The 25,770-nt window shown below is 67.8% G+C and carries 21 protein-coding genes and 4 tRNA genes; 9 read left to right on the forward strand and 16 right to left on the reverse strand.

All coding sequences use genetic code 11. The annotated features are described in order from the left end of the window. Positions 1–22: 22 nt before the first annotated feature. The 7 genes from tssG to IS481_RS10895 form a co-directional block, all read right to left on the reverse strand. On the reverse strand, positions 23–1,114 hold the full coding sequence (tssG, locus tag IS481_RS10865; RefSeq protein WP_104356940.1) for a type VI secretion system baseplate subunit TssG: 1,092 nt from the start codon (positions 1,112–1,114) through the stop codon (positions 23–25). After that, the gene (tssF, locus tag IS481_RS10870; protein WP_104356941.1) at positions 1,078–2,934 is read right to left on the reverse strand and encodes a type VI secretion system baseplate subunit TssF; all 1,857 of its coding nucleotides are present in this window, start codon (positions 2,932–2,934) and stop codon (positions 1,078–1,080) included. Before tssF ends, tssG begins: the two co-directional genes overlap by 37 nt. Positions 2,935–2,943: 9 nt before the next feature. Beyond that, the gene (gene tssE / locus IS481_RS10875; RefSeq protein ID WP_104357088.1) at positions 2,944–3,435 is read right to left on the reverse strand and encodes a type VI secretion system baseplate subunit TssE; all 492 of its coding nucleotides are present in this window, start codon (positions 3,433–3,435) and stop codon (positions 2,944–2,946) included. A 68-nt stretch (positions 3,436–3,503) separates the two neighbouring features. Continuing rightward, complete coding sequence (locus IS481_RS10880) at positions 3,504–4,043, reverse strand: Hcp family type VI secretion system effector (RefSeq protein ID WP_104356942.1); 540 nt, start codon at positions 4,041–4,043, stop codon at positions 3,504–3,506. A gap of 38 nt (positions 4,044–4,081) precedes the next feature. Then, positions 4,082–5,575: a type VI secretion system contractile sheath large subunit gene (gene tssC, locus IS481_RS10885; RefSeq protein ID WP_104356943.1), complete on the reverse strand. Its 1,494-nt coding sequence runs from the start codon at positions 5,573–5,575 to the stop codon at positions 4,082–4,084. Positions 5,576–5,578: 3 nt separating this feature from the next. After that, positions 5,579–6,094 carry a type VI secretion system contractile sheath small subunit gene (tssB, locus tag IS481_RS10890; protein WP_104356944.1) on the reverse strand — a complete coding sequence of 172 codons (516 nt, stop codon included), beginning with the start codon at positions 6,092–6,094 and terminating at the stop codon, positions 5,579–5,581. 27 nt (positions 6,095–6,121) lie between these two features. Further along, complete coding sequence (locus IS481_RS10895; protein ID WP_104356945.1) at positions 6,122–6,742, reverse strand: tetratricopeptide repeat protein; 621 nt, start codon at positions 6,740–6,742, stop codon at positions 6,122–6,124. 277 nt (positions 6,743–7,019) lie between these two features. Here IS481_RS10895 and tssJ point away from each other — a divergent pair, with 277 nt between their 5' ends. From tssJ to icmH, 3 genes are read left to right on the forward strand one after another with little or no spacing between them, the layout of a single operon-like run. Then, the gene (gene tssJ, locus IS481_RS10900; protein ID WP_104356946.1) at positions 7,020–7,682 is read left to right on the forward strand and encodes a type VI secretion system lipoprotein TssJ; all 663 of its coding nucleotides are present in this window, start codon (positions 7,020–7,022) and stop codon (positions 7,680–7,682) included. Beyond that, positions 7,679–9,028, forward strand: a complete 1,350-nt coding sequence (tssK, locus tag IS481_RS10905) for a type VI secretion system baseplate subunit TssK (protein ID WP_104356947.1) — start codon at positions 7,679–7,681, stop codon at positions 9,026–9,028. Before tssJ ends, tssK begins: the two co-directional genes overlap by 4 nt. Next, positions 9,025–9,816, forward strand: coding sequence for a type IVB secretion system protein IcmH/DotU (gene icmH / locus IS481_RS10910; protein ID WP_104356948.1), 792 nt, complete (start codon positions 9,025–9,027; stop codon positions 9,814–9,816). The genes tssK and icmH overlap by 4 nt, the downstream gene beginning before the upstream one ends. Before the next feature lie 84 nt (positions 9,817–9,900). On the opposite strand, the gene IS481_RS10915 is transcribed toward icmH, so the two are convergent. Further along, positions 9,901–10,809 (reverse strand): hypothetical protein, encoded by a 909-nt coding sequence (locus tag IS481_RS10915; RefSeq protein WP_132765031.1) that lies wholly within the window; start codon positions 10,807–10,809, stop codon positions 9,901–9,903. Positions 10,810–10,919: 110 nt separating this feature from the next. Between IS481_RS10915 and IS481_RS10920 the strand changes: the two genes are divergently transcribed. The 6 genes from IS481_RS10920 to IS481_RS10945 all read left to right on the forward strand — a co-directional run bounded on the left by IS481_RS10920 (position 10,920) and on the right by IS481_RS10945 (position 19,181). Then, positions 10,920–11,774, forward strand: a complete 855-nt coding sequence (locus tag IS481_RS10920; protein WP_232529246.1) for a M15 family metallopeptidase — start codon at positions 10,920–10,922, stop codon at positions 11,772–11,774. Between the two features lie 62 nt (positions 11,775–11,836). After that, complete coding sequence (locus tag IS481_RS10925) at positions 11,837–12,106, forward strand: PAAR domain-containing protein (RefSeq protein ID WP_104356950.1); 270 nt, start codon at positions 11,837–11,839, stop codon at positions 12,104–12,106. Between the two features lie 18 nt (positions 12,107–12,124). Then, positions 12,125–13,567 (forward strand): hypothetical protein, encoded by a 1,443-nt coding sequence (locus tag IS481_RS10930; RefSeq protein ID WP_132765028.1) that lies wholly within the window; start codon positions 12,125–12,127, stop codon positions 13,565–13,567. Positions 13,568–13,601: 34 nt separating this feature from the next. Beyond that, complete coding sequence (gene tssM, locus IS481_RS10935) at positions 13,602–17,396, forward strand: type VI secretion system membrane subunit TssM (RefSeq protein WP_104356952.1); 3,795 nt, start codon at positions 13,602–13,604, stop codon at positions 17,394–17,396. Then, positions 17,393–18,379, forward strand: a complete 987-nt coding sequence (tagF, locus tag IS481_RS10940; RefSeq protein WP_104356953.1) for a type VI secretion system-associated protein TagF — start codon at positions 17,393–17,395, stop codon at positions 18,377–18,379. The genes tssM and tagF overlap by 4 nt, the downstream gene beginning before the upstream one ends. 4 nt (positions 18,380–18,383) lie before the next feature. Further along, positions 18,384–19,181 (forward strand): OmpA family protein, encoded by a 798-nt coding sequence (locus IS481_RS10945; protein ID WP_104356954.1) that lies wholly within the window; start codon positions 18,384–18,386, stop codon positions 19,179–19,181. Positions 19,182–19,259: 78 nt separating this feature from the next. Here IS481_RS10945 and tssA read toward each other — a convergent pair whose 3' ends face one another. From tssA to clpP, 8 genes are all read right to left on the reverse strand, one after another. After that, positions 19,260–20,342 carry a type VI secretion system protein TssA gene (gene tssA / locus IS481_RS10950; RefSeq protein ID WP_104356955.1) on the reverse strand — a complete coding sequence of 361 codons (1,083 nt, stop codon included), beginning with the start codon at positions 20,340–20,342 and terminating at the stop codon, positions 19,260–19,262. 147 nt (positions 20,343–20,489) lie between these two features. Further along, a tRNA-Cys gene (locus tag IS481_RS10955) sits at positions 20,490–20,563 on the reverse strand. Between the two features lie 96 nt (positions 20,564–20,659). Next, positions 20,660–20,735: transfer RNA gene (locus IS481_RS10960), tRNA-Gly, on the reverse strand. A gap of 28 nt (positions 20,736–20,763) precedes the next feature. Continuing rightward, positions 20,764–20,837, reverse strand: a tRNA-Cys gene (locus IS481_RS10965). Positions 20,838–20,931: 94 nt separating this feature from the next. After that, positions 20,932–21,007: transfer RNA gene (locus tag IS481_RS10970), tRNA-Gly, on the reverse strand. A gap of 115 nt (positions 21,008–21,122) precedes the next feature. Next, complete coding sequence (lon, locus tag IS481_RS10975) at positions 21,123–23,543, reverse strand: endopeptidase La (protein WP_104356956.1); 2,421 nt, start codon at positions 23,541–23,543, stop codon at positions 21,123–21,125. A gap of 94 nt (positions 23,544–23,637) precedes the next feature. Then, a complete protein-coding gene (gene clpX, locus IS481_RS10980; RefSeq protein ID WP_104356957.1) occupies positions 23,638–24,912 on the reverse strand; it encodes an ATP-dependent Clp protease ATP-binding subunit ClpX in 1,275 nt (424 codons plus the stop codon). A 158-nt stretch (positions 24,913–25,070) separates the two neighbouring features. Then, positions 25,071–25,679 carry an ATP-dependent Clp endopeptidase proteolytic subunit ClpP gene (clpP, locus tag IS481_RS10985; protein WP_104356958.1) on the reverse strand — a complete coding sequence of 203 codons (609 nt, stop codon included), beginning with the start codon at positions 25,677–25,679 and terminating at the stop codon, positions 25,071–25,073. Positions 25,680–25,770: the final 91 nt, after the last annotated feature.

Raw genomic sequence — 25,770 nt, forward strand, 5'->3', positions numbered from 1 at the left:
CCGGCGCCGCGTACCGGGCCGGTCAACTCGTGGCATGGATCTCGTAGACCGCGTCGTCGCGGTCGCGGGTTTCCGGGCAGGTTCTCAGGAAGGTGTTCCAACCCAGGCGGTGCGCGACGGGCCTGGCCGGCCCGGGATCGGTGCCGCCCAGCGTGACCCCGAGCGCATCCTCCTTGCGCAGGCGCAGGCGGATCTCGTACTCCAGCGTCACGCCGGTCAGCAGGGTGAGCAGCTTTTCCAGGGCCTGCGCCCCGGAGCCCCGGGGCAGGAAGCGCTGGAACGTCCGGCCGTCGAGCGGCCCCAGCACCACCCGCAGGCGCAGGTCGCGCTGCCAGACCCGCGGGCCCATCACCGCGTCCAGCCCCAGCACGCCGTGGCGCATCCCCAACCGGGTGGCCGCAGTCTCCGGCAGCGGATACCAGTGACCGACGAACGGCTCGATCTCGACCGGCACGCCGAAGTACTCGCACAAGAGCTGCCGCAGCGCCCCCGGCGGCACCGTACGCTGCTGCAGCATGCCCGCGAAACAGGCGAGCGACTCGTCGTGCACCCCGCCGTCGCCCCCACGCAGCCGGTGGCGCAGCGCGGCTTGGCCGAGGCCGGCCAGGGCCAGCACGACCGGCAGGAAGCGGTTGTCCCGGTCGGCCTCGTACTGCAGTGCCAGGCGATGCTTCTTCCACGCTTGGTAGAACAGGCTGACGGCCCGCTGCTGGAAGATGTCCAGGAAGGCACGCGCAGCCAGGTCCTTCCGGAATGCCTCGCGCCGCGCCAGGGTCTCCGTGTAGTACAGCGGCAAGGTGCCGTGGCTGCCCAGCAGTCCCATGAACGCCGGCGTGACCTCGATGCACTCGACGTCACCGGGTTCGACCGCATCGGCGGTCCCCTCCTGCCGGCGCCGCACGCGCAACGCTTCGATCTCGCTGGCGGGAAAGCCCAGCGACAACGAGTTGCGAAACCGCAGGCGCCGCTCCAGCCCCTGCGACGGGCCCTGTTCCGTTCCGTGCACGAGCCACCGTTCCAGCAACCGCACGGCCTGGAAGAAGCCGAAACGGTGTGGCGCCGCCAGCAGCTGCGCGATCACACCAGTCGCCGGTCGCCGTTGCGGGGTGGACATCTGAACAGTTCCTCCTGGTTGCGCGCGGACACCAGGGTCAGCTGCGTGAAGCTGTTGGCGTGGACATACAGGCCGAAGAAGCGATCCAGCACCTCGGCGAACAGGCGCAGCCCGCTGCCGACGTAGTACGCCTCGTCCACGCTCAGGCGCACCTCGGTGCCACGCACCACGGTCGCGAACGGCTGGCCGGGCAGCCAGGCCGTGGCGGGGCGGTACTCGACGGCGACGATGCCGTCGATCTGGCGCTGGTTCACGGCGCTTTGCCGCAGGTCGTACAGGCGCAACATCTCCTTGAGTGCCTCCACGCCACCGGCCGTCAGCGAGAGGTGGTTGAGCGACAGGTGCGAGACCAGGCGCCACAACAGCCCGCGTCCGCGCGGGAACCGGCAGGTCGGTGTCGGCTTGCGCAGCATGCGGATCTCGTGCGCCAGCGTACCGCCCTCGATGAACAAGTCGCCGCCCCGGTTGCCGATGGACAGCAGGGTCGGCAGGTCCCGGTTGGTGGCCATTACCTGCACCGACAGCGTGTCGGTCTGCGGCGCCGCCGGGTCGAAATCCACATCGACGATGGACAGCGCCGTCTCGTACCCCGGACTGTGTTCAGCCACCAGCGGATCGCGCTGCAGGTACCAATAACGCCCGCCGGCCTCCGTAGCGTCGTCTCGTGCGAGGTCGTCATGGCGCAGCGAGAAGAACGGACGGAACTCTTCCACCGTCTCGCCCTGCGGGGTCTGGCGGACCCGGTAGAGCTTGCGTACCGACGAGACTTCATAGGCGTGGGCGCGCCGACTGTCGACCACCAGCGGGTAGCTGGTGCTGGCATGGGTCACCCGGATCGGATCGGCGTTCTGCTCGAACAGGTTGACCACCGGCGCGCAGCCCAGCTGGAAGTTCTGCGCGGTGATGGTTTCCAGCAGCCGGACTTCGTCCGAATCGGCTCGCAGGCCGGCCAGCAGCAGGTGCAGGCTCAGGCTGCGTCCGGCGCCAGCCAGGCTCCCGGCATCGGGCAACGGCAGGTCGATGAAGTTGAACTTCTCCGGAAACGCGAAGTACTCCGCGAGCAGCCCATAGGCGGGCTGCGAACGGGTGTCCTGCTCGACCAGGGCCTCCTCGTCCCCGAACCCAGCCAGGGCGACCGGCCGGTCGCACGGCCCCTGCCACGGCCCGCTCGGCGCGGTCTGCACCAGCATGCCCACCACCTGTGCGCACAGCACCTCGCGCAGCACGCCGACCTGCGAGGACTCTCCGTCCAGGTACAGGCGCAGCGACCGGTTCGCCAGGGCGTCGAACTCCATCTGCGGCGACAGCAGCTCCAGGCACAGCGACAGCATGGACGTGGCCCGCGGCGGCACACGTGTGCCTTCCGGAGCCGCCACCGCCATCCGGAAAGCAGCCTCGGTCAGGCGCAGCGGCCACAGCTCCACCGCGCAGCTGGTACGGAAGCGACACGCCACGCCGCGCACAGCCCGCGACACCAGCATCGTGTGTCGCTCGATGCGGTGCGGCCCGGTCATCTGCGCGGCCCCCTCGCCGAGGACAAACTGCGCGATCGAGCAGGACGGAAACGGACGCAGGTAGTGCGGGTACAGCACCTCCAGCAGCGCCTCTGTGAACAGCGGAAAGTCGTCATCGAGCCGCTTGTGCACCCGGGCCGCCAACAGGGCGAACGATTCAATCAACCGCTCGACGTGCGGATCCTCCGACACGTCGCCGGCCATCATCAGCCGCGCGGCGATCTTGGGATAACGCTGCGCGAATTCCTTGGCGTGGCCACGCAGGAACGCCAGCTCCCTTTCGAAATGGGGCAGCAACGCTTCCATCGACGCCCCTCAGCCCGCCACCGGTTCACCGCCTGCGCGGCGCACCGCATACTGCTGCGTCGTGGTCTGCAGCGACGCGTCGAAGTTGACCGGCTCGCTGGCCTGGCCGACCCGCAGCAACGCATGGATCGAGAACCGCAGCCTGCTCTCCCCGCGACCGTCAGGCCCCGCCAGGCTCACCCTTGGCGCGCGCAGGCGTGGCTCGTGCGCCCGGATGGCAGCCTCGATGGACTGACAGATCAGGTCGCGATCCCTGGGGCTGGCAAGCGTGAGGTCGGCGAAATCGATCATCCCGAACGACAGGATGGAGGTCCAGCAATGCCGCCACGGCCGCAACACGTCGGCCGCAAGTCCGCACCGCGTGTTCAGCAGGGCCTCCAGGTCGCGCGCGACGCTGTCTTTGAGCTGCTCGAGCGAGAGCCGGACCAGCGTGGGCTCCGACTCGACCTGGGGGTCGTCGTCGAGCAGGCGATCGAACAGGCTGGGCGTGTAGCGGGACACGGCGCGGCAGGCCAAGCGAGGACAGAAGGCAGGGCAAGGTCCGCCTTCAGCGAGCGTCGTCGTGCAGGTCAGCCGAAGTTGGGCACGTTCCGCGCGAGGTCCCAGGCGCCGGAGATGTTCACCTTGCCGGACTTGTCGCCGCTGATGTTCAGCTCGTCATAGGTCCAGCGCACCGCCGAGTACTTGAGGGTGAAGGTTTCCGACGGGATGCCTTCGCCGGACACGGTCGGTGCCACGGAGGCGACGATCACGTTCTTCAGCTCGATCTTCAGGTACTGGTGTCGGTTCTGCGAGTTGGAGGGGCTGCCGACGTTGTTCTTGCCGCCATGCGCACGATAGAAGTAGATGATCACGTCGTTGATCACCGTGCCGGCCGAACAGGCCTGCAAGAGCTTGGGCGTGGCGCCGTCGATGTCCTTGGTGAACACCATCTCACCGTGCTCGCAGCGCTCCGCGGTGTGGCCACCTGCGGTGGATGCGGTCGCCGACTTGGGTTGCTTGACGATGTGGCTCCACGAGTACACCTCGACGGTGTCCTTGTGCTTGGAATCCCGCGAGTCCCCCTTGATGTCGCTTCCCTTGAACTCGACGTAGATGTCCTTGGCCATGAATGATCCTCCCTGATTTTTTGCCTTGGTGATGAATCTCAGCCCTTGCTTCCCGACGGCAACTCCGCGACGAGACGCAGGGAAACCGAAAGTTCGTCCAGCTGGAAGTGAGGACGAACGAAGGAAACCGCCCGATACACCCCTGGACGGCCCGGAACCTCGGAGACCTGGACCGACGCCTCGCGCAGCGGGTACTGCGCCTTGGTCTCCTGGGACGCGGCATCGTCCGACGTGACGTACTGCGAGATCCAGCGATTGAGGAACTCCTCGACGTTCGCTGCCGATGCAAAGCTGCCGATCTTGTCGCGCATCATTGCCTTCATGTAGTGCGCGATGCGACACACCGCGAACATGTACTGCAGTTGCGCGGACAGCGACGCGTTGGCATTGGCGGCATCGGAGTCGTACTTCTTGGGCTTCTGCGCCGACTGGGCCCCGAAGAACGCGGCGTAGTCGGTGTTCTTGCAATGCACCAGCGGTATGAACCCCAGGTCACTGAGTTCCTTCTCCCGGCGGTCGGTGATCGAGATCTCGGTGGGGCACTTCAGCGCGACCTCGCCATCGTCCGTCTTGAAGGTGTGCGTCGGCAGGTCCTCGACCAGCCCGCCCCCCTCTACCCCGCGGATCGCGGCGCACCAGCCGTGGTTCTCGAATGCGGCCGTCAGCCGGGCGCCGAACGCATAGGCGGTGTTCACCCAGAGGTAGCGCTGGTGATCGGTGCCGTCGACCTGTTCGACGAAGTTGAACCCCTCGACGACGGTCCCGTCCTTGGGGTTGTACGGCAGGCGCCCCAGGAAACGCGGCAGCGCCAGGCCGACATAGCGGGCGTCCTCGGACTCGCGGAACGACTTCCACTTCGCATAGTCGACCGTGTCGAACACCTTGGAAAGGTCGCGCGGCTTGCCCAGATCCGTGAAGGACTCGAGCCCGAACAGTTCCGGCGATGCCGCTGCAATGAACGGGGCGTGGGCTGCGGCGGCCACATGCGACATCTGCTCGATGAAGTACATGTCTTCCGGCTGCCGGCCGATCTCGAAATCGCCGATCAGGGCGCCGAAGGGTGCGCCACCGAAGGTGCCGAACTCCTCCTCGTAGACCGTCTTGAACAGCGTGCTCTGGTCGAAGTCGATCGCGGTGCTGAAGTCGCGGATCAGGTCCTTCTTGGTCGCGTTGAGCACCTTGATCTTCATCATCACGCCGGTCGAGGTGTGCTTGCACAGGTAGTGCAGGCCCCGCCAGGACGCTTCCAGCTTCTGGAACTCGGGCGCATGCATCACCTCGCTGAGCTGGACCGAGATCAGGTGGTCCAGCTCGGCCACACGCGCGTCCAGGGCGGCCGACAGGTTGTCGGACACCACCACCGTGCCTTGCAGCACTTCGCGCACCAGCTCGGCGATGATGTCCCGGGCCCGGGCGTGCTCGGTTGCCGACTTGGCCACCTTGCTCTGTTCGACGATCTGGTCCAGCAGGCTGGCGTCCCGCTCCAGGACCGGCTGGTCGGCTTGCATCGCTGCGGCCGCTTGTGTGCTCATCGTTCACTCCTTGCCCTGCCCGGCCTCGCGGCCCAGCTGCTGCAGCCGCTCGGTGTTGCCCAGCACCTCGGCCAGCAGGTCTTCGAGCTTCTCGTTGCCGGCCAGCTTGTTGCGCAGGTCCGCGAGCTTGGACCGTGCCTCCAGCAGCTTGCGCAGTGGTTCGACCTGCTGGACGACGGACTCCGGCCGGAAGTCATCGAGCTTGTTGAAGCGCAGGTCGACCGCAAACTCGCCTCCTTCGGGCGACAGGCGGTTCTTCACGCGATAGGAAACGCGGGGAGCCATGCCGGCCATGACCTCGTCGAAGCTGTCAAGGTCCACGTTGATGAACTTCCGGTCTTTCAGCCGGGGTTGCGGCTTGTCCGGAGCGGGCTGTCCGGTGAAGTCGCCCAGGACCCCCACGACGAACGGGATCTCCTTCTGTTCGATCGCATCGCCGATCTCGACCTCGTAGGTCAGTTGCACACGCGGCGGTCGAACCTTCTCGAGCCGCTTCTGGACACTGTCTCGCTTGGCCATGGGAAGTCCTTCGTCCTGTCAGGAAAGTCACTGCAGCGCTTCGAACGGATGGCGCCCGCCCCCGCCAAAGGCCGGTGCGGCAGGCAAAGGCGTGCTGCGCACCGCGCGCTGTCCACGTCGCTCCGACGCCCCGCCGGCGCGGCCCGCATGCGGGCGCTCCCCGGCAGCGGCATGACCTGGCATGGCCGCCGCGGGCGTCGGCACGAGCACCGGTTCGCCCAGGGCATCGCGGATCAGTCGCGCCAGGGATTCCGCTTCACTGCGGGTCGAACCACTGACGGCGTTGGCCTGGCGCAGGCGGGCCAATGCATCGGCAGAGACCCGCAGGCCGCTGACGGCCAGGATGCTGCGCGCCGTGACATCGGAGGTGTCACGCTGCAGCACTTCCTGGGCAGCCACGATGGCCGCGCCGTAGTTCATCACGTCGAAATGGATCTGCGCTGTCTTCAGCCATGGCTGCTTGCTGCCAGGGTGCGCGCGCGCTGCGGCGTCCAGCAGCGACAGGGCTTTGGCAACGTCGCCCTGCTGCTGCGCCGCGGTGGCTTCGTCCAGTGCCTGCGCCAGATCGACGACCGGAGCCGAGCTCCTCGGTGTCGTCGTGCATGCCGTCATCCCGGCTACGGCCACCACTGCGACGGCAGCGGCCATGCGCCGGATCGTTCCATCGCCTCTCAAAGAGACCCTCCCTCACCTCGTGTCCACGTGCCCTGATCGAACAGGACCGCGTACTTTGAACGGCGCGGATTAAAACCGAACTCTTTGGCGACCCGCACCCCCCTCTATAGGTGTGTTACACGCATTTACCTCATCCAACTCGGCGTCACAAACACCCCTGTGTTGAAGGGGATCGACACGCCCCGCTGCACCACTACACTACGGCGCCGTTTGCAACGACTACAACAAGCCTCTCAGGGAAGGGTCGCTCATGCAGGCGGTGAACCAGCCGCACGCCGTCGTGGCGGTACGCACCTTGGTCGCGCTCTGCCTGTGCCTGCTGGCCGGTTGCGGGACGGCAACCAAGGCCGTGCAGGTGCTGGGCTTGGTGAAGGACAAGGCGCTCGAGGTCGTCGGGCTCAAGGCGCCCGAGCCGCAGCTGCCGGACCTCAGCCGGCCAGCACGTCCGGTGAAGCTGATCATCCATGCCAGCCCCTCGCTCAACGTCGACGACTCGGGGCGCTCGCTCGCGCTGGTGACCCGCATCTACAAGCTCAGGCGGACACAGGCCTTCCTCCAGGCGCCGTATGAAACGTTCGGCGACCGCGAGCGCGAGCAGGCGCAACTGGGCGAGGACATCGTCGAGGTCCGCGACCTGCAACTGCTACCCGACCAACGCCACGAGATCCTGGAGCGCGTCACGCGCGAAGCCCCGTACATCGGCGTCGTCGCGCTGTTCCGCGCACCTGCGCCGCAGCGTTGGCGGTATGCCTTTTCGGCCGACGCGGTCCGGGACACCGGCATCACGCTGGGCGCACACGCGTGCAGCCTCAGCGTCGCCGCAGGCGAACCGCTCCATGCCACGTCGCAGCTGACCACCATGGGCCCGGGCCCGTGCCCAGGTCCCCAGGAAGAAGGGGTTCACCGGCAGTGATCCACTCAGCCAAAGTCCTCTGGGGCGAAGGCCTCTTCCTTCGCCCCCAGCATTTCCAGCGCCAGGACGCCTACCACGAGTGGCGACTGGCACAGACCGCGCGCATCCTGCATCCGTATGCCTGGGGGTTGCGCCATCTGAAGGTCGACAGCGATGCGCTGCACGCCGGTGTCCTGCGCGTGCTCGAACTGCAGGTGGTGTTTCCCGACGGGGAACTCTACCGAGCCCCGGAAGAGGACGAGCTGCCGCCGCCCGTGTCGCTGGATGGCCTGTCCGACCACAGCGCCGAAGCGACCTTCCACCTGGCGATCGCCCCCCTGCGCAGCGCCGGCAGCAACTTCGTCGCGAATGCAGAGAGCCCCGACGCAGGCGTGCGCTACGTCCAGAGCAACCAGGAAGCGCCGGACTGGTACACCGCGGCAGTGACCGCCGAAGTCTCGCTGTTGCGCAAGCGGGCGCGGCTGCTGGCCGGGCACGAACCGCGCGATCACCTGGTCAGCCTGCCCGTGCTGCGCGTGCGGCGCACCTCGAGCGGCAGCTTCGAGCTGGACGGCCGCTTCATCCCGCCCTGCACCTCGGTGCAATCGTCACCGGCGCTGGCGCTGATGCTGCGCCGCCTGCTCGACGTGCTCCAGGCCAAGGTCGACGCGCTGTACGGCTTCCACCGCGAACCTGCCAAGCACGTCATTGAGTTCCGCTCCGGCGACGTGGCGTCCTTCTGGCTGCTCCACACTGCCAGTTCGAGCCATGCGGCGCTGTCCCATCTCCTGCGCCATCCCGGACTGCACCCGGAACGCCTGTTCCAGGCCCTGCTGCAACTGGCCGGCGCGCTGCTCACCTTCTCGAAGACCTTCACGCTGGCGGACCTGCCAAGCTACCACCATGCCGACCCAGGACCGGCCTTCGTCCGGCTCGACCACATCATCCGCGAGCTGCTCGAGACGGTCATCTCGACGCGCTACTTCTCGATCGCGTTGAGCGAGACCAAGCCGTCGTTCCACCAGGGTCGCCTCGATGCCGGTCAGCTCACGCCGTCGACGAGCTTCTACCTCGGCGTGGCGGCTGCGATGCCGCCCGCGGAACTGGTCGAGGCCGTGCCGCTGCGCTTCAAGCTCGGGGCGCCGGACGACGTCGACAAACTGGTGCTCTCGGCCATGCCGGGGATTCGGCTGGTCCATGCCCCGCAGGTGCCGGCAGCCGTCCCGGTGCGTCCGGGCACCTACTACTTCGCGCTCGAACCCCGCGGCGCACTCTATGAGCGCATGCTGCAGGCCCAGGCCGTGGCGATCTACGCCCCGCAGGGATGGAACGACCTGACGATCGAACTGATTGCGGTGAACGCATGAGCACGCCCGCCTCCACACCGCCGTCGCTGTTCCGGCCAGCCCCCGGTCCGGCCACCGTCGCACCGCCGCCCCACTCTCCGGCGGATGCCCGCACGCTCCTGGACCTGATGTACGACGGCTTCTACATGCTGTTCCTGCTGAAGAACAAGCATGCCCCAGCCGACGCCGACACGTTCCGCGACAAGGTCAAGACCTTCCTGCGCGAATTCGAACGCGAGGCCGACCGCCTGCATGTCGCCGCCGAGGACATCTACCTCTCCAAGTACGCGTTCTGCGCACTGGTCGACGAAACCGTGCTGACGTCGTCGTTCCGCATCCGTGAGGCCTGGGAACGTCAACCCTTGCAGGTGCAGTTCTTCGGTGACCAGCTGGCCGGCGAAAACTTTTTCCAGCGCCTGGAAGAACTGCGCCGCCACGGCGCGGCACGGGTGCAGGTCCTGGAGGTGTTCCACATGTGCCTGTTGCTCGGGTTCCAGGGCAAGTACCTGCTCGAAGGCACGGAGAAGCTGAACTACCTGACGGCCCGCCTGGGCGACGAGATCGCGCACCTGAAAGGCCGGCGTGCCGCCTTTGCGCCGCACTGGGCGCCCCCCGACCGGATCAGCCATGCACTGAAGAACGAAGTGCCCCTCTGGGTCATGGGTGGCGTGTTCGCACTGCTCGGGCTCGCGGCCTTCCTCGGTCTGCGCTGGTCGCTCGATCACTCGACCAGAAGCCAGCTGGCTGGCTACCAGCAACTAGTCCGACTGCCTCCGCAATCCGCGCACCTGACGATCACGTTGCCGTGAGTCCGCCATGAGCGCGCTCGGCCAGGCTCGCTGCCACCGCCCGTCCTGCGTCGTCGAACCGGCCTGCGGTCCGACCGGATGGGATCAGGGACGCACCTCCGCATCGGCATGCGAGGATGCCGGACAGGCAGGGTCGCGCCCCCACAATCCGGAACAGATCCGTGCCCGGCACAGCCGGGCTTCCAGCCCGCCCAGTTGCATGCAGCGCTGCACCAGCTCGCCGGTGGGCAACGGCGGATCCTGCTGCAACACGACGTCGCGCGCCGGCCCGGCGTCGGGTGGTGCCGCAAGGCGCGGTGTCGGCGCGGGCGCGGCCCGATCGCGACCTGAGCCAGCCACGTGCGAGACCAGCGCTTCGAGCAGGTCGACGTCCGGGTCGCGTGGCGACGCAGCTTTGGCGGGCCGCGCAGCCGGATGCGCCGAGGCGCGACGCTGGGTTGGCGTCGCCTGGGCCAGGCTGTCCGCAACCGCCGCGGGGGTGACCATTCCATCTTCCGCATCCGGTGCCGCAGCCCCGGTGCGTTCGTCGCCGCGTGCGCCGGAGATCCCGTCCGTACCTATGGCCGAACCGGGCATGCCCGGCGACACGTCGCGGGTGGCCGCCGGCCCGGCGGCCATCTCGATCACCGCGACTTTGTGGTCCCCCGTGTCGCCCTGGGTCCACGTGTCCGGTGCCGGCGCATGCGAACCGGGTGCAGGTGTCCCCTGCTGCGCCGCATCCGCACCGAGTTCCATCCCATCCTGCCGGTTCGGAAGCCACCCGACCAGGGCTGCCGTAACAGCCGTCAACACCATGGGCCACAGCAGGCGCATCGCGCGGCGACGCCTGGCCCCGGCCCCGCGGGAACGCAAGCGCGAGGAACACGGTGGGGCTTCGATGCACGAGAGGATGCTGACAGGACCGTGGTCGCGCTCCTCGATGTCGTCGCCTGCGCTGCGCGGGTCGGCAAACAGGGACGGCCGGTGCTTTGCACCTGTCGTGTCGTGGTTCAAGCCACTTCCTCCCTCGTATGCGTGCTGCGATGAGCACCCTCTGACGAGCCCGGGGGGGATTCTATAAAGCGGCCCCCCGCAGGCGCAGCAACGAAAACCTTGGTTACACGATGACGCTGCCACTGCTGATCCTGGCCTCCGGCTTCCTGGGAACCTGCCTGGTCCTCGCCGTGGTGTTCCTGCCCGCGCCGCGGGCGTGGATGGCGACCTTGGTGACCGGGCTCGCAGACGGACGGCGGCGGTCGCTGACCGACGGTCACGCGCCGGGGCGGCAACGCTGCCGGAGTGTCTTCGGGGCCTTGCGCGACGGGGTGCGCCGCTGCTGCTCCTGGCTGCGACGGCGCCGCAGTGCCTGTGGGGCCGTCCTCGCCCTGATCGTGCTGCCCCCCGCAGTGGTCTGCCTGCTGCGTGACCATCACGTGCTGGACGGCTACCGCGAAGCGCCGGCAGACAGCGGCTCACTGGTCGCCAGGCTGCTGCAAGGAGAACAGCTCGTGCCTCCGCCGGCGGTGCCTCCGGACGTGTTCACCTCGCCGGAGCTCGAGCTGACCCGCCCACTGCTGTCCGGCGCGGATCGCGAGTGGGAACGCCTCGACCCGGAGTTCCGGCAACGGCTGTTGCTGGTGTTCCGGATCATGCAGGAGCAGCACGGCTACCCGATGGTGCTCCTCGAAGGCTATCGCAGCCCGGAACGGCAGGCCATGCTGCAGGCCATGGGGCCGCACGTGACGCACGCCGGACCGTTCCAGAGCTACCACCAGTACGGACTCGCCGCGGACATCGCGTTCCTGCGCGACGGACGCGTCGTCATCAGTGAACAGGACCCCTGGGCACTGCGCGGCTACCAGCTTTACGGCGAAGTGGCCGAGTCGCTCGGACTCACCTGGGGCGGCCGCTGGCGCCTGCGCGACCTGGGCCACGTCGAGCTGCGCCATCCGGGCCCGCCCCCCGAAAACAAGCAGTAGCCGATACACCCGTTGTCTCGCTAGACTCGCGCCCACAAAAAAACCGTTCAGGGAGGGACATCATGGCAAGACCGTTCATCGTCCTTGGCGATGTCACCAGCCACGGTGGCAAGGTCATCGAAGCCTCCGGCACGACGGACACGCACGGCAGGCGCATCGCCCGTGTCGGCGACAAGGTGACCTGCCCGAAGAAGGGGCACGGACGCACCACCGTGATCGTCACCGGCGACCCGACCATGCTGATCGACGGCCAACCGGCCGCGCGCCATGGCGACAGGACCGCCTGCGGCGCCACGCTGATCGCCAGCCAGCTCACGAGCACCGACCTCTGACGCCACGGAGCGAGGAAGGTGGCAAGGCTGCTGAAGCTCACGGGCTTGCTGGCAGTGATCACGGTCGTCGTCTGGGCCGTGACACTCTGGCGCTGGCGGGTCACGGCGCATGCGGTCGCCACGCAGGACGTGGTGCTGTACCTGCTGGCGCTGCCGCTGCTGCTGTTCGCAGTGGTGCTCGCCGCCATGCGCCTGCGTGTGCGCCGCCATGCGCCTGCCACGGCCACGGCACCGGCTGCGGCGTCGGCCACCCCGGAGGCCGCGGAGACCCATGCACCTGCGGCGTCCGCCCTGCTGCTCGCTGCCAGCCTGCAACTGCCCGTCGGCCGCGACGCTTGCAGCGCGCTCGCGACGCTCGCTGCAGGCACGACGCTGCCCGAACCGGACGAGGTGCTGCGCGACGATGAGGGTTTTCCGCTGCTGACCGCCCGGGACCGGAACCTCGACATCGAACCGGTCCGCGCCGTGCTGCAGGACCTGCAGGCGGCCCTGGTCTTCCGGCAGGTGGGCTGGCAAGGACGGCAACCGTCGGACGCGCTGCTGCGCGCGTTGGCCCTGCTCTCGGGGCCGCTGGCCGAAGTGCTCGAGACCGTCGCACAGCGCCTGCCGGCGTGCGGCCTGGGGCCCCACCCTGCCGGCGACGATCGCGAAGTGGTTCCGACCTGCACGCTGTACTGGGGGATGCCCGCCACGTGGACCGAGTTCGAGCAGGCCCTTGCACAAAGCTGGCTGGCCCGGATGCTGGAGGAAGCCTCCTTGTCCACCGCAGGATGGCCGCTCATCGTCGAACCGGTGGAAGGCCCCACCCCCTTGTTGCTGCGCATCGACCGGCAGATCGCCAGCTGGCATGAAGCGGGACGACCCGGGCCGCTGCTGGCGCTCGCCTGCGACAGCCTGCTCGACGAGCAGCGTGTACGGACACTCGCGCGGCAGGGTCGGTTGCACACGACCCGCAACCCCCAAGGCGTCGTCCCCGGCGAGGGGGCGGCGGTTGCGCTGTTCGTGCCGGGGAACCGCCCGGACGATCGCACGTCCCCGACGGCATCCGGCGCACGCGTGCATCGCATGGCGATGCGGCAACGCAGCGAGCCGGCCGGCACGACCGGTCGCGTCGACAGCGGCACGTTGCTCGACACCGCCCGCGAGGCCGTGGCGCGCACCGGCCTGACGCCCGACCACTGGGCCGGCATCGTCACCGATGCGGACCTGCGGCACTCCTGCACCACTGAAGTGATGGAGACCGTGATGCAGCTGTGCCCGACGCTCGACGTGGCCGAGCAGTGCGTACGGCTTGGACTGGCCTGCGGCGACACCGGTGTCGCGGGCGGCCTGTGCAGCCTGGTCCTGGGCGCCGCGCAGGCGCTGTCCGAGACCGGCCCCGCGCTCGTGATGACGGCATTGCATCCCCGCGACCGACTGGCCGTCGTCGTGTCCCCGCCGACCATCGCGGCGACGGCATGACCGACGCCACGTCCCCTGCCCCTTCTGCCTGACCATGCAACGACTGCGAGATCTGCTGCTGGATCCCCGGACCCTCGGGCTCATCGGCCTCGCTGCGCTGGCTGCCGTGGTGCTCCTGGGTGCCCGCACCCTTGAGCTGGCGCTGTACTGGGCGTTCGCCGCGCTGGGGTTGGCCTTGCTCGCCTGGCTGGTCGTGCGCTTCGTGCAGCGGCAGCGTGCCCGGCGGGCGGCACAGGCCCTCGAGCATGCGTTGCGCGACCAGGCCGACCAGGCGGTGAAGGCCGCACCGGCCCGACAACGCGGCGAGGTCGAGGCCTTGCGCCGGCGCATGCTCGAGGCCGTCAGGACGATCAAGACCTCGAGGCTGGGCCAGACCTCCGGCACGGCGGCGCTGTACGAGCTGCCCTGGTACATCGCGATCGGCAACCCGGCCGCCGGCAAGAGTTCGGCCATCGTCCGTTCCGGCCTGCAGTTCCCGTTCGCCGACAACGGCAGCGCGATCATCCAGGGCATCGGCGGGACCCGCCACTGCGACTGGTTCTTCACCACCGAAGGCATCCTGCTCGACACTGCCGGCCGCTACGCGGTCCACGAGGAGGACCGGGAGGAATGGCACGGCTTCCTGGCGCTGCTGAAGAAGCACCGCCCCAAGGCGCCGATCAATGGCATCGTCATCGCCGCCAGCATTGCGGAACTGTCGGGCAGCAGACCCGAGCTCGCGATCCAGCTCGCGCGACAGCTGCGCCAGCGGGTGCAGGAACTGACCGAGCGGCTGGAGGTGCACGCACCGGTCTACGTCGTCTTCACCAAGGCTGACCTGATCAGCGGGTTCGTCGAGTTCTTCGAGGACCGTGACCGCGCCGAACGCGACCGCGTCTGGGGCGCGACGCTGCCCTACGACGCGGACGGCAAGGTCGATGCCGTCGCCGCGTTCGAGCGCCACTTCGACGAGCTCTACGAGGGCCTCAAGGCCGGGTCGATCGCGCGCCTCTCGCTGCACCGTGGCGAGCGCCTGCCGCCGGGCGTACTGACCTTCCCGCTCGAGTTCGCCTCGCTCAAGCCCGTGCTGCGGACCTTCGTCGCCACGCTGTTCGAGGACAACCCCTACCAGTTCCGCCCCATCTTCCGGGGCTTCTACTTCACCAGCGCAGTGCAGCAGGGCACGGCGAGCAGCCGCTCCAGCGAACGCGTCGCGCAACGCTTCGGACTCCAGCTGCACGACGCCACCACGGCGGCGGTCTACTCGGACAGCGGCTTCTTCCTCAAGGACCTGTTCTCGCGAGTCATCTTCGCCGACCGGCAGCTGGTGCGCCAGTACACCAGCCGGCGCAAGCTGCACTGGCGCTACGCCGCCTTCTTCGGCTGCGCCACCGCACTGGGCCTCGCCCTGTCGGCCTGGGCCTGGTCCTACATCGGCAACCGGCAGCTGGTCGACCATGTCCGGGCCGATCTCGAGCAGGTCGTGCGCCTCCAGGCCGACCGGACCGACCTGCAGTCCCGACTGGAAGCGCTCGACGTGCTGCGCGACCGCCTCGCGCAGCTGCAGGCCTATCGCAGCAACCGGCCGTGGTCGCTGAGCCTGGGGTTGTACCAGGGCGAGCACATCGAGGCGCAGCTGCGTCGGGAGTTCTTTGCGGGCATCCGGGATCTGCTGCTGCAACCGGTGGCGCGCAGCATCGAAAGCTACCTGGCGAAGGTCAACGCAAACGCCGACCAGCTGGTCCCCCTGCCGGCCGACCAGGTGCCGGCGCCGGGCCCGGTAACCGTGGCTGCGCGCGCCGAAGCCCCCACCCCCTACACGGCGGCATCGGCGAGCAACGTCACCGACGCCTACAACGCGCTGAAGACCTACGTGATGCTGGCCGACCGCCGCCGGGCGGAGCCAGGACACCTGAGCGACCAGTTCGCGCGCTTCTGGCGCGGCTGGCTGGAGATGAACCGCGGCGCGATGCCACGCGAACAGATGATCCGCAGTGCCGAGAACTTGATCGCGTTCACGATCACCCAGCTGGCCGATCCCGAGTTCCCGCAGGTGCCCAACAACCTCGCGCTGCTGGACCAGACCCGCGACACCCTGCGCCGCGTCGTCAGGGGCATGCCTGCGCGCGAGCGCGTCTATGCCGAGATCAAGGCGCGTGCCGCCACCCGCTTCGCCCCGGTGACCGTCGCGCGCATCGTCGGCGAGCAGGACCAGGAGATCGTGGCCGGCAGCCATGCCATCCCGGGCACGTTCACCCGTGCCGCCTGGGACGGCTACGTCAAGGACGCGATCCGCGAGGCCGCCCACAAGGAGCTGCAAAGCGACGACTGGGTGCTCAAGAGCACGCTGCACGACGACCTGACGCTGGAAGGCAGCCCCGAGCAGATCCAGGAGGCCCTGGTCACGATGTACAAGACCGAGTACGTGCGCGAATGGCAGCGGTTCATGCAGGGCATCAGCGTGCGGGAGTTCGGCAGCTTCGACGTCGCGGTGGCACGGATGAACCGCCTGGGCGACCCGGCCGTCTCCCCGATCGGGCGCCTGATGCAGACGCTGCACGAGGAGACCTCCTGGGACAACCCCTCGTTGCTCAATGAACGCCTCGAGCGCACGCAGCGGGGTTTCGTTGCCTGGTTCAAGCAGACCCTCCTGCGCCAGGCACCGCCGCGCGTGCAGGTCGAGGTCGACCTGCAGGCCGGAAGGGCCGAGATCCCGATGGGGCCGATCGGCAAGGAGTTCGCCGGTCTGGCGCGCCTCATGGCCCCCCGCGACAACACGCCGCCCCTGATGCGGCAGTACCTGGACGCGCTAGGCAAGGTGCGCAGCCGCTTCAACCGGATGAAGCAGCAGGGCGACACCGGCCCGTCCAGCCGCGAGCTGATGCAGCAAACGCTGGCCGGCGGCGACTCCGAACTGGCCGAGGCCTTGCGCCTGGTCGACGAGCAGATGCTCGTCGGCATGAGCGACACTGCCAAGGCCACCCTGCGTCCGCTGCTGGTGCGCCCGCTGATGCAGGCCTATGCTGCCATCATCCCGCCCGCCGAGGGCGAGCTGAACCGGGTCTGGCACGCCCAGGTCTACGAGCCCTTCCAGCGCACGCTGGCAGGAAAGTACCCGTTCTCGCGCGACGCCCGCATCGAGGCCACGCCAGCGGACATCGCCAAGATCTTCGGTCCCGAAGGCGCGATCGCGAAGTTCTCCGAACAGACCCTGGGCCCGCTCGTCACACGCCGCGGCGACACGCTGACGCCGCGCACCTGGGCCGACATGGGCGTGCGCCTGCGGCCCGAGTTCACGCTGCAGTTCGCCAGCTGGGTGGCACCGCTGGCCGGGGCCAGCGCGCCGGCGGGCAGCACCGCCGCAGCCGAGCCGCAGACCGTGTTCCAGTTGCTGCCGCAGCCGGCGCCGGGACTGACCGAATACACGGTCGAGATCGACGGCCAGCTCATGCGCTACCGCAACACCGCTGCCAGCTGGACCCATTTCGTCTGGCCTGCCGCGCAGGGCACGCCCGGCGTTCGCATCACGGGCGTGCGCTTCGACGGACGCACCGTCGAGTTCATCAACTTCCCGGGACGTTTCGGACTGGAAAAGATGGTCCACAGCGCCGAGAAGCGCAAGCTGCCAAACGGCCTGCACGAGCTCCGGTGGACGCAGGGTGACCTCAGCGTGGCCGTGCAGCTGCGCATCATCAGCACACCGGCCTCGTCGCCCGCCGCGCCCACCCACCACACAGCCTCCGGCGCCGCATTGCGCGGTGCCGTCCTGCCCAGCGTCATCGCCGGCGATCCGCCCGCCGCACCGGCCGCGTCCCGGCCGGCGTCTTCCATCGTGTCCACCGCGTCATGAGTCCGCTCACAGTGCCCGTGAACCTCGTCTACTTCGGCAAGGTGCCGTCGCGCGGCGACTTCATCCGCAGCGCGAACCACGCCACCCTCATCCACACGCTCGACCAGTGGCTGTCACAGACCGTGGAGCTGATGGCCACCGATCCGCGCTGGAAGCTGGTCTACGACGCGGCACCGCCGGTGCAGTTCGCCTTTCTTGGCTCGCGCAGCACGGTCGGACTGGCCGGGCACCTGATCCCGAGCCAGGACAGCTCGGGGCGGCGCTTTCCCTTCCTCACGGCCGGCTCGTTCGAGGTGGCCCAGCCGCTGGCCTTCATGGCGCGCAGCCCGCTGGCGCTGACGCGCCTGTGGACCCGCTTCGAGAACACCGCCCGCCTGGCGCACCAGGCCAGCCACCTGTCCGAAGTCCAGCAGCAGTTGAGCCACACCAGCGTCGACCTGGAAATCACCGCCGGCGCCTACGAGGCCAACTTCGTCGACTTCCTCGAGATGCAGACGCTGGCCAGCCTGGAACAGATGCTCGAGCAGTCCGGCCATCGCGTCTCGATGCGGCAGACCCTCCTGGCCCTGGGCATGCTGCTGCAGCCGGTACTGCAGCAAGGGTGCTCGCGGCTCGACAAGGGGCTGGTGCTGCCGCTCACCCGCGATCCGCTGTACCGGCCTTTCATCGCAACGCTGTGGCTGGATCTGGTCAGCCGCTTCCTGCGGCGCAGTGACTGCGAACTCGCGGTCTTCATCACCCGGCGGCAGGGACGGCCGTCGCTGGTGGTGGGCTTTCATGGCGCGTCTCCCCGCACGCTGCGCGCAGTACTCGATGCGCAGGCGGGCCACCATGAGCATGTCGACTTCTCCCGCAGCCAGTGGGTCGAGGACCATGTGGACGAGGACTATGGCGTCAAGAAACTCTCGTGCTACCTGCGCGAACCGCAGCTGTCGCTGCGCCAGTCGGTGGAGACGTTCCGGGAAGCCTTTCTCGGCGAATGAACCGATGCGCGGCCGCCTCGCCGAACTGGCGATGTCCGCCCTGCTGCTGCCGGCCCTGCCGGCACTGGCCCAGGTCGCCCCTGCGACCGTGCTGCCCGCCCAGCCCCACCCGAACCAGGTGGTCGTCACCGGTACCGTGCCGGACGAAGCCACGCGCGCCTCGGTGCTCATGCGCCTGCACGAGCTGTATGGGCGGGACCGCGTGGTGGACCAGATCACGGTCGGCAGCGTCGTCGCCCCGCCGAACTGGGCAGGCTATGTGCAGCAGATGCTGGTTCCCGACCTCCAGCGCGTCAGCCGCGGTGAGCTGACGATCCAGGGCAACCAGGTCCACCTCAAGGGCGAAGTGGCCAATGAGGCCTTGCGACAACAAGTGGCCAGTGCGATGGCCACCCGGCTCAACCCGACCTACACGATACGCAACGCCCTGCGCGTGGTGGCAAGCGAGCAGCCCCTGATCGACGAGGTGCTGCGCAACCGGATCATCGAATTCGAGCCCGGCAGCTCGGTGATCACCCCGCAAGGCCAGCGCATCCTCGACGAGTTGCTGCCGACGCTGGTGCGGTTGTCGGCTCGCCAGATCGAGGTCATCGGCCACACCGACTCGCTGGGGGCGCGGGACGCCAACATTGCCCTGTCGTTCGCACGCGCCGATGCCGTCAAGAACTACCTGGTCAGCAAGGGCATCACGCCCTCGCGCATCGGCGTTTCGGGCGCCGGCCCGGACCGCCCCATCGCGAGCAACCAGACCCCCGAGGGCCGGGCGCGCAACCGCCGCATCGAGTTCCGGATCAGCCAGTAGAGGTTGCCACCCCCGCAAGCACGGGGCGCCACCTCCCGTGATGCGCCTGCCCGGCCGCGCGCCACGCGCCCCCGCCGGTCAGCCAGCCGATTCGGGTCCTGCCGCCTCCACGCCGAGCAGTTCCTCCAGGTGCGCCAGCGCACCGGGATCCTTGAGCACCGAGCGTAGCCACACATGCAGCGGCATCTCGCCCCAGCTTGCGGCCTTGGCCGCCAGATAGGCCACCGGGCTGTGGGGCTCGGTACGGCGGAAGAACTCGGCCACCTCGCGCAGCCTCGCCAGGGCCTGCGTACGCGTGCGGATCGGACCTTCGTCGACGGGATGTGCCGCAGCTGCGGCCACGGCGACGGAAGCCGGCGGGCCGTCGGGCGCCGGCGACGTCGGCCCCTCGCTTGCCGGGCCGGCCGCAAGCATGCCCGTTTCGCGCGCGAGGCGCTCGATCTCGTGGACCGCGGCAGCAAGGGCATCTCGTGCCGCCGAAAAACCGGGCCCTTCATCGCCCAACAGCCCATCGAGCGTGCGTTGCAGGTCCTGCAGGGCGGCTTCGCAACGCCGGGCCGCGTCCAGCGTCTGCTGCAGATGCGCCGGGGCCGTGTCGCGCAGCGACTTCATGAACCGCTCGAGCGTGACCCGGTTCTCTGCCAGCCGTTCGGCATCCTCGGGGTTCCTGTCGATCTGCGCCTGCAGGGCCCGCGCCGCCGCCAGGTCGGCGAGCGTGAGGCTCCCGTCGGGCGACCGGGTGACCGGCAGCAGCTGCACCAGCACGCGCAAGCGCTGCAGCAGCCAGCCGAGGTTGCCGATGCGCTGCTCGACATCGCCGTCCTCGGCGAGCGGATGCAATCCGGCCCAGTAGCGCTCGCACAGCCGGGTGCACAGCTCCAGGCCTTCGGCCAGCCCGGCAAAGCCCCGGTTGCGCGCCGCAGCGTCGCACCACCAGGCGGCCAGTCGCAGGTCCTTGGTGCGGGTCCGCAGCAGGTCCGCACACATGGCTTCGGCTGCTTTCCAGTCGGCGACCTTCAGCGGGGTGACCCAGGCCCCCTGCTCCAGCGTCGGGTCGTCCTCACGTCGCAACTCGCGGATCGTGTCGAACTCGGACGAAAACGACAGGTCTTCACCACACGGGCGGTCTTCGCAGATCGGCTCGAGCAGCTTCGCATCCATAGGCAACCAGGCGCACGAATCGCGCGCAAGGATATCGAAGCGTGCCCCGGGGCGCCGCTACAAAGTGCTTCGCGACGCTGCTCGCGCAGCGGATGCCCGCCTGGCACACGATGCCTGCGGGCCAGCAGAGAGAACACGAAAGAGAGATGGAGGCGGAGGCCGGAATCGAACCGGCGTGGACGGCTTTGCAGGCCGCTGCATAACCACTTTGCTACCCCGCCCAGGGGAAGAGGATGGTCGCCCGCCGCGGGCAACCGGAACGTGATGGTACCAACGAAAAAGGGAAGCTGCCGGCCGGGCAGCTTCCCTTCAGGATCTGGAGCGGGAGACGAGTCTCGAACTCGCGACCTCAACCTTGGCAAGGTTGCGCTCTACCAACTGAGCTACTCCCGCGTGCGTGTCTCTTGGCTCCCGCAAGGGTTGGAGGCGGAGGCCGGAATCGAACCGGCGTAAACGGCTTTGCAGGCCGCTGCATAACCACTTTGCTACCCCGCCTTGGGGAGGGCCGTTGCCTCGCGGCGACAACGGACCGAGATGGTACCAATGAAAAAGGGAAGCTGCTTGTTTGAAGAAGCTTCCCTTCAGCATCTGGAGCGGGAAACGAGTCTCGAACTCGCGACCTCAACCTTGGCAAGGTTGCGCTCTACCAACTGAGCTATTCCCGCATGGGCTTCAACCCTCGGCCGACGCCTTCTTTCGAAGACCATCAGCGTTGCGCTGAAGCTCGTATTCTACGACAGTTTTCCTGCGTCGTGCAAGAGGGTTGCCGAAAATTTCCGATCAGTGCTTGAGCACCTCGCCCGCGACCTCGGCCGCGCCGTCCTTGGTGGCAGCCTCGACCTTCGCCGGCTCCTCGTCGGGCAGCGGCGTCGGCGTGGACTCGAGGGCGATCTCGAGCACCTTGTCGATCCACTTGACCGGAACGATCTCGAGCTGGCTCTTCACGTTCTCGGGGATCTCCTGCAGGTCCTTGACGTTCTCCTCGGGGATCAGCACCGTCTTGATGCCGCCACGGTGCGCCGCGAGCAGCTTCTCCTTCAGGCCGCCGATGGCCGTGACCTCGCCACGCAGCGTGATCTCGCCGGTCATCGCCACGTCGGCACGCACCGGGATGCCGGTCAGCGCCGAGACGAAGGCCGTGGTCATCGCGATGCCCGCGCTCGGACCATCCTTGGGCGTCGCGCCGTCGGGCACGTGGATGTGGATGTCGCGCTTCTCGAACATCTCGTCCTTGATGCCCAGGCGACGGGCACGGCTGCGCACCACGGAACGGGCCGCCTCGACCGACTCCTTCATCACGTCGCCCAGCTGGCCGGTGCGGATGATGTTGCCCTTGCCGGGCATCACCGCCGCCTCGATGGTCAGCAGGTCGCCGCCCACCTCGGTCCATGCCAGACCGACCACCTGGCCGACCTGGTTCTCCTTCTCGGCACGGCCGTACTGGTAGCGGCGCACGCCAAGGAACTCGTTGAGGTTCTCTTCGGTGACCACGACCTTGCCCTCGTATTTCTTGAGGGTCAGGCCCTTGACCACCTTGCGGCAGATCTTGGAGATCTCGCGCTCCAGCGAACGCACGCCGGCCTCACGGGTGTAGTAGCGGATGATCCCGAGGATCGCGTCCTCGCGCACCTCGAGCTCGTCCTCCTTCACGCCGTTGTTCTTCATCTGCTTGGGCAGCAGGTAGCGCTGGGCGATGTTGAGCTTCTCGTCCTCGGTGTAGCCCGACAGACGGATCACTTCCATGCGGTCCAGCAGCGCCGGCGGAATGTTCAGCGAGTTCGACGTGGCGACAAACATCACGTCGGACAGGTCGAAGTCCACCTCGACGTAGTGGTCGCTGAAGGTGTGGTTCTGCTCGGGGTCGAGCACTTCCAGCAGCGCCGACGAGGGGTCGCCGCGGAAATCCATGCCCAGCTTGTCGATCTCGTCCAGCAGGAACAGCGGATTGCGCGTGCCGACCTTGGCCAGGCTCTGCAGCACCTTGCCCGGCATGGAGCCGATGTAGGTGCGGCGGTGGCCACGGATCTCGGCCTCGTCGCGCACGCCGCCCAGGGCCATGCGCACGAACTTGCGGCCGGTGGCGCGTGCGATCGACTGCCCCAGCGAGGTCTTGCCCACGCCCGGCGGGCCGACCAGGCACAGGATCGGCGCCTTGACCTTCTCGACGCGCTGCTGCACCGCGAGGTACTCGAGGATGCGTTCCTTGACCTTCTCCAGGCCGTAGTGGTCCTCGTTGAGCACCTGCTCGGCGAAGCCCAGGTCGTGCTTGATCTTGGTCTTCTTGCTCCAGGGCAGGTTGACCAGGGTGTCGATGTAGTTGCGCACCACCGTCGCCTCGGCGGACATGGGCGACATCAGCTTGAGCTTCTTGAGCTCGCTCTCGGCCTTCTTGCGCGCTTCCTTGGGCATGCGGGCGGCCTTGATGCGCTTCTCGAGTTCCTCGAGGTCGGCGCCCTCCTCGCCCTCGCCGAGTTCCTTCTGGATGGCCTTGACCTGCTCGTTCAGGTAGTACTCGCGCTGGCTCTTTTCCATCTGGCGCTTGACGCGGCCGCGGATGCGCTTTTCCACCTGCAGGATGTCGACCTCGTGCTCGAGCTGCTCGAGCAGGCGCTCCAGGCGCTCGGCGACCGGGAACAGGTCGAGGATGGCCTGCTTGTGCTCCAGCTTGAGCGGCAGGTGCGCGGCGATGGTGTCGGCCAGCCGGCCGGCATCGTCGATGCCCGCGATGGAGGTGAGGATCTCCGGCGGGATCTTCTTGTTCAGCTTGACGTACTGGTCGAACTGCTGCGTGACGGCACGGCGCAGCGCCTCGATCTCGGGCGAGGTTTCCAGGCCGGGCGGCACCGGGCGGACCTCGGCGACGAAGTGCTCGCCGTTGTCCTCGATGCGTACGGTGTTGGCCCGCTGCAGCCCCTCGACCAGCACCTTCACGGTGCCGTCGGGCAGCTTGAGCATCTGCAGGATGCTGGAAATGCATCCCACCGGGAACATGTCGTCGGCCTTGGGTTCGTCCTTGCCGGCGGCCTTCTGGGCGACCAGCATGATCTGGCGCCCGGCCTCCATGGCCGACTCCAGGGCCTTGATGGACTTGGGACGCCCCACGAACAGCGGGATCACCATGTGCGGGAACACCACCACGTCGCGCAGCGGCAGCAGCGGCAGTTCGATGGGATCGGGGGGCAAAACGGGATGTCCAGACATCGCTACCTCTCTTTCTCAAGCCCCATGTGAGGCTTGAGCGATTCTTTACAAGACAAGACCAGTCGATTCGGCCTGCAGCGGTGTCCGCTGCGCCTCACGCGCTCGCCTTGGCCTGCTCGCGATACACGAGCAGGGGTTTGGTGTTTTCCTCGATGGTGTGTTCGTCCACCACCACTTTCTGAACGCCGTCCAGCGTCGGCAGCTCGAACATCGTGTCGATCAGCGCCTGCTCCAGAATGGAGCGCAGGCCGCGCGCGCCGGTCTTGCGCTGCAGGGCCTTGCGCGCGATCGACGCCAGCGCCGACGGGCGGATTTCCAGCTCGACCCCGTCCATCGAGAACAGCTTCTGGTACTGCTTCACCAGGGCGTTCTTCGGTTCGGTCAGGATGCGCACCAGCGCGTCCTCGGTCAGCTCGCCCAGGGTCGCGACGACCGGCAGGCGCCCGACCAGCTCGGGGATCAGGCCGAACTTGATCAGGTCCTCCGGCTCGACCTCGCGGAAGATCTCGCTGACCTTGCGCTCGCTCTTGCTCTTGACGGTCGCGCCGAAGCCGATGCCGGACTTCTCGGAGCGGTTCTGGATCACCTTCTCCAGCCCGTCGAACGCGCCGCCGCAGATGAACAGGATGTTGGTCGTGTCGATCTGCAGGAAGTCCTGGTTCGGGTGCTTGCGCCCGCCCTGCGGCGGCACCGAGGCCATCGTGCCCTCGATGAGCTTGAGCAGCGCCTGCTGCACGCCTTCGCCGGAGACGTCACGGGTGATCGACGGGTTGTCGGCCTTGCGGCTGATCTTGTCGATCTCGTCGATGTAGACGATGCCGCGCTGCGCCTTCTCGACGTCGTAATTGCAGTTCTGCAGCAGTTTCTGGATGATGTTCTCGACGTCCTCGCCGACGTAGCCGGCTTCGGTCAGCGTGGTCGCGTCGGCGATCACGAACGGCACGTTCAGCAGGCGCGCCAGCGTCTGCGCCAGCAGCGTCTTGCCGGAGCCGGTCGGGCCGATCAGCAGGATGTTGCTCTTGGCCAGCTCGACGTCGTCCTTGCGCGAGCCGCCGGACATGTGCTTGAGGCGCTTGTAGTGGTTGTAGACCGCCACCGAGAGGATGCGCTTGGCCGCATCCTGCCCGATCACGTACTGGTCGAGGATGGCCTTGATCTCGGACGGCACGGGCAGGTCGCCGCGGCCGGACTTGGTGTCGCCCCCCTCGGCGGGCGCCTCGTCACGGATGATGTCATTGCACAGGTCGATGCACTCGTCGCAGATGAACACCGACGGGCCGGCAATGAGCTTCTTCACCTCGTGCTGGCTCTTGCCGCAGAAGGAGCAGTACAGGACTTTCTCGCTGGAAGAGCCTTTTTTCTCGGGCATGGCGTGCAGGAAAGCTGGGGTTCTGAGGAGGATGATAAGTCAAATGAAAACGGGGCCCGGATCAGGAAAAAGGCCCCGCTGCGCGTCCTGTTTTCGCCCACCAAATACCGCACGGTATCTGCGGCCTGGCGCCAGGAATGACCCGCCGTCCGGCAGGGTCAGGCGCGCTTCTCCAGCACCTGGTCGATCAGGCCGTAGGTGCGGGCTTCGTCAGGCGACATGAAAAAGTCGCGCTCGGTGTCGTTCTGGATCTTCTCCAGCGGCTGGCCGGTGCGCTCGGACAGGATGCGGTTCAGGTTCTCGCGCAGCTTCAGGATCTCCCGGGCCTGGATCTCGATGTCGGTGGCCTGGCCCTGGGCGCCGCCCAGCGGCTGGTGGATCATGATGCGCGAGTTCGGCAGCGCATAGCGCTTGCCCTTGGCGCCGGCAGCCAGCAGGAAGGCGCCCATGCTCGCGGCCATGCCCAGGCACAGCGTCGAGACGTCCGGCTTGATGAACTGCATGGTGTCGAAGATCGACATGCCCGCGCTCACCGAGCCGCCCGGCGAGTTGATGTACAGCGAGATGTCCTTGTCCGGGTTCTCGCTTTCCAGGAACAGCAGCTGCGCCACGACCAGGTTGGCGGTCTGGTCGTTGACCGGACCCACCAGGAACACCACGCGCTCGCGCAGCAGCCGGCTGTAGATGTCGTAGGCACGCTCGCCGCGGCCCGATTGTTCGATGACGATGGGCACCATGCCCAGGTTCTGAGTGTCCAGTGCGCTCATGGATTCCTTCCGGTCGATCTGCACGAATCTGGGGATGGATTATGGATTGACAAGCATAGCCCGATAAAAACGAAGGCGCCGGGGCTACCGG

The organism is Caldimonas thermodepolymerans (genome assembly GCF_015476235.1).
GTDB classification, from domain to species: Bacteria; Pseudomonadota; Gammaproteobacteria; order Burkholderiales; family Burkholderiaceae_C; genus Caldimonas; species Caldimonas thermodepolymerans.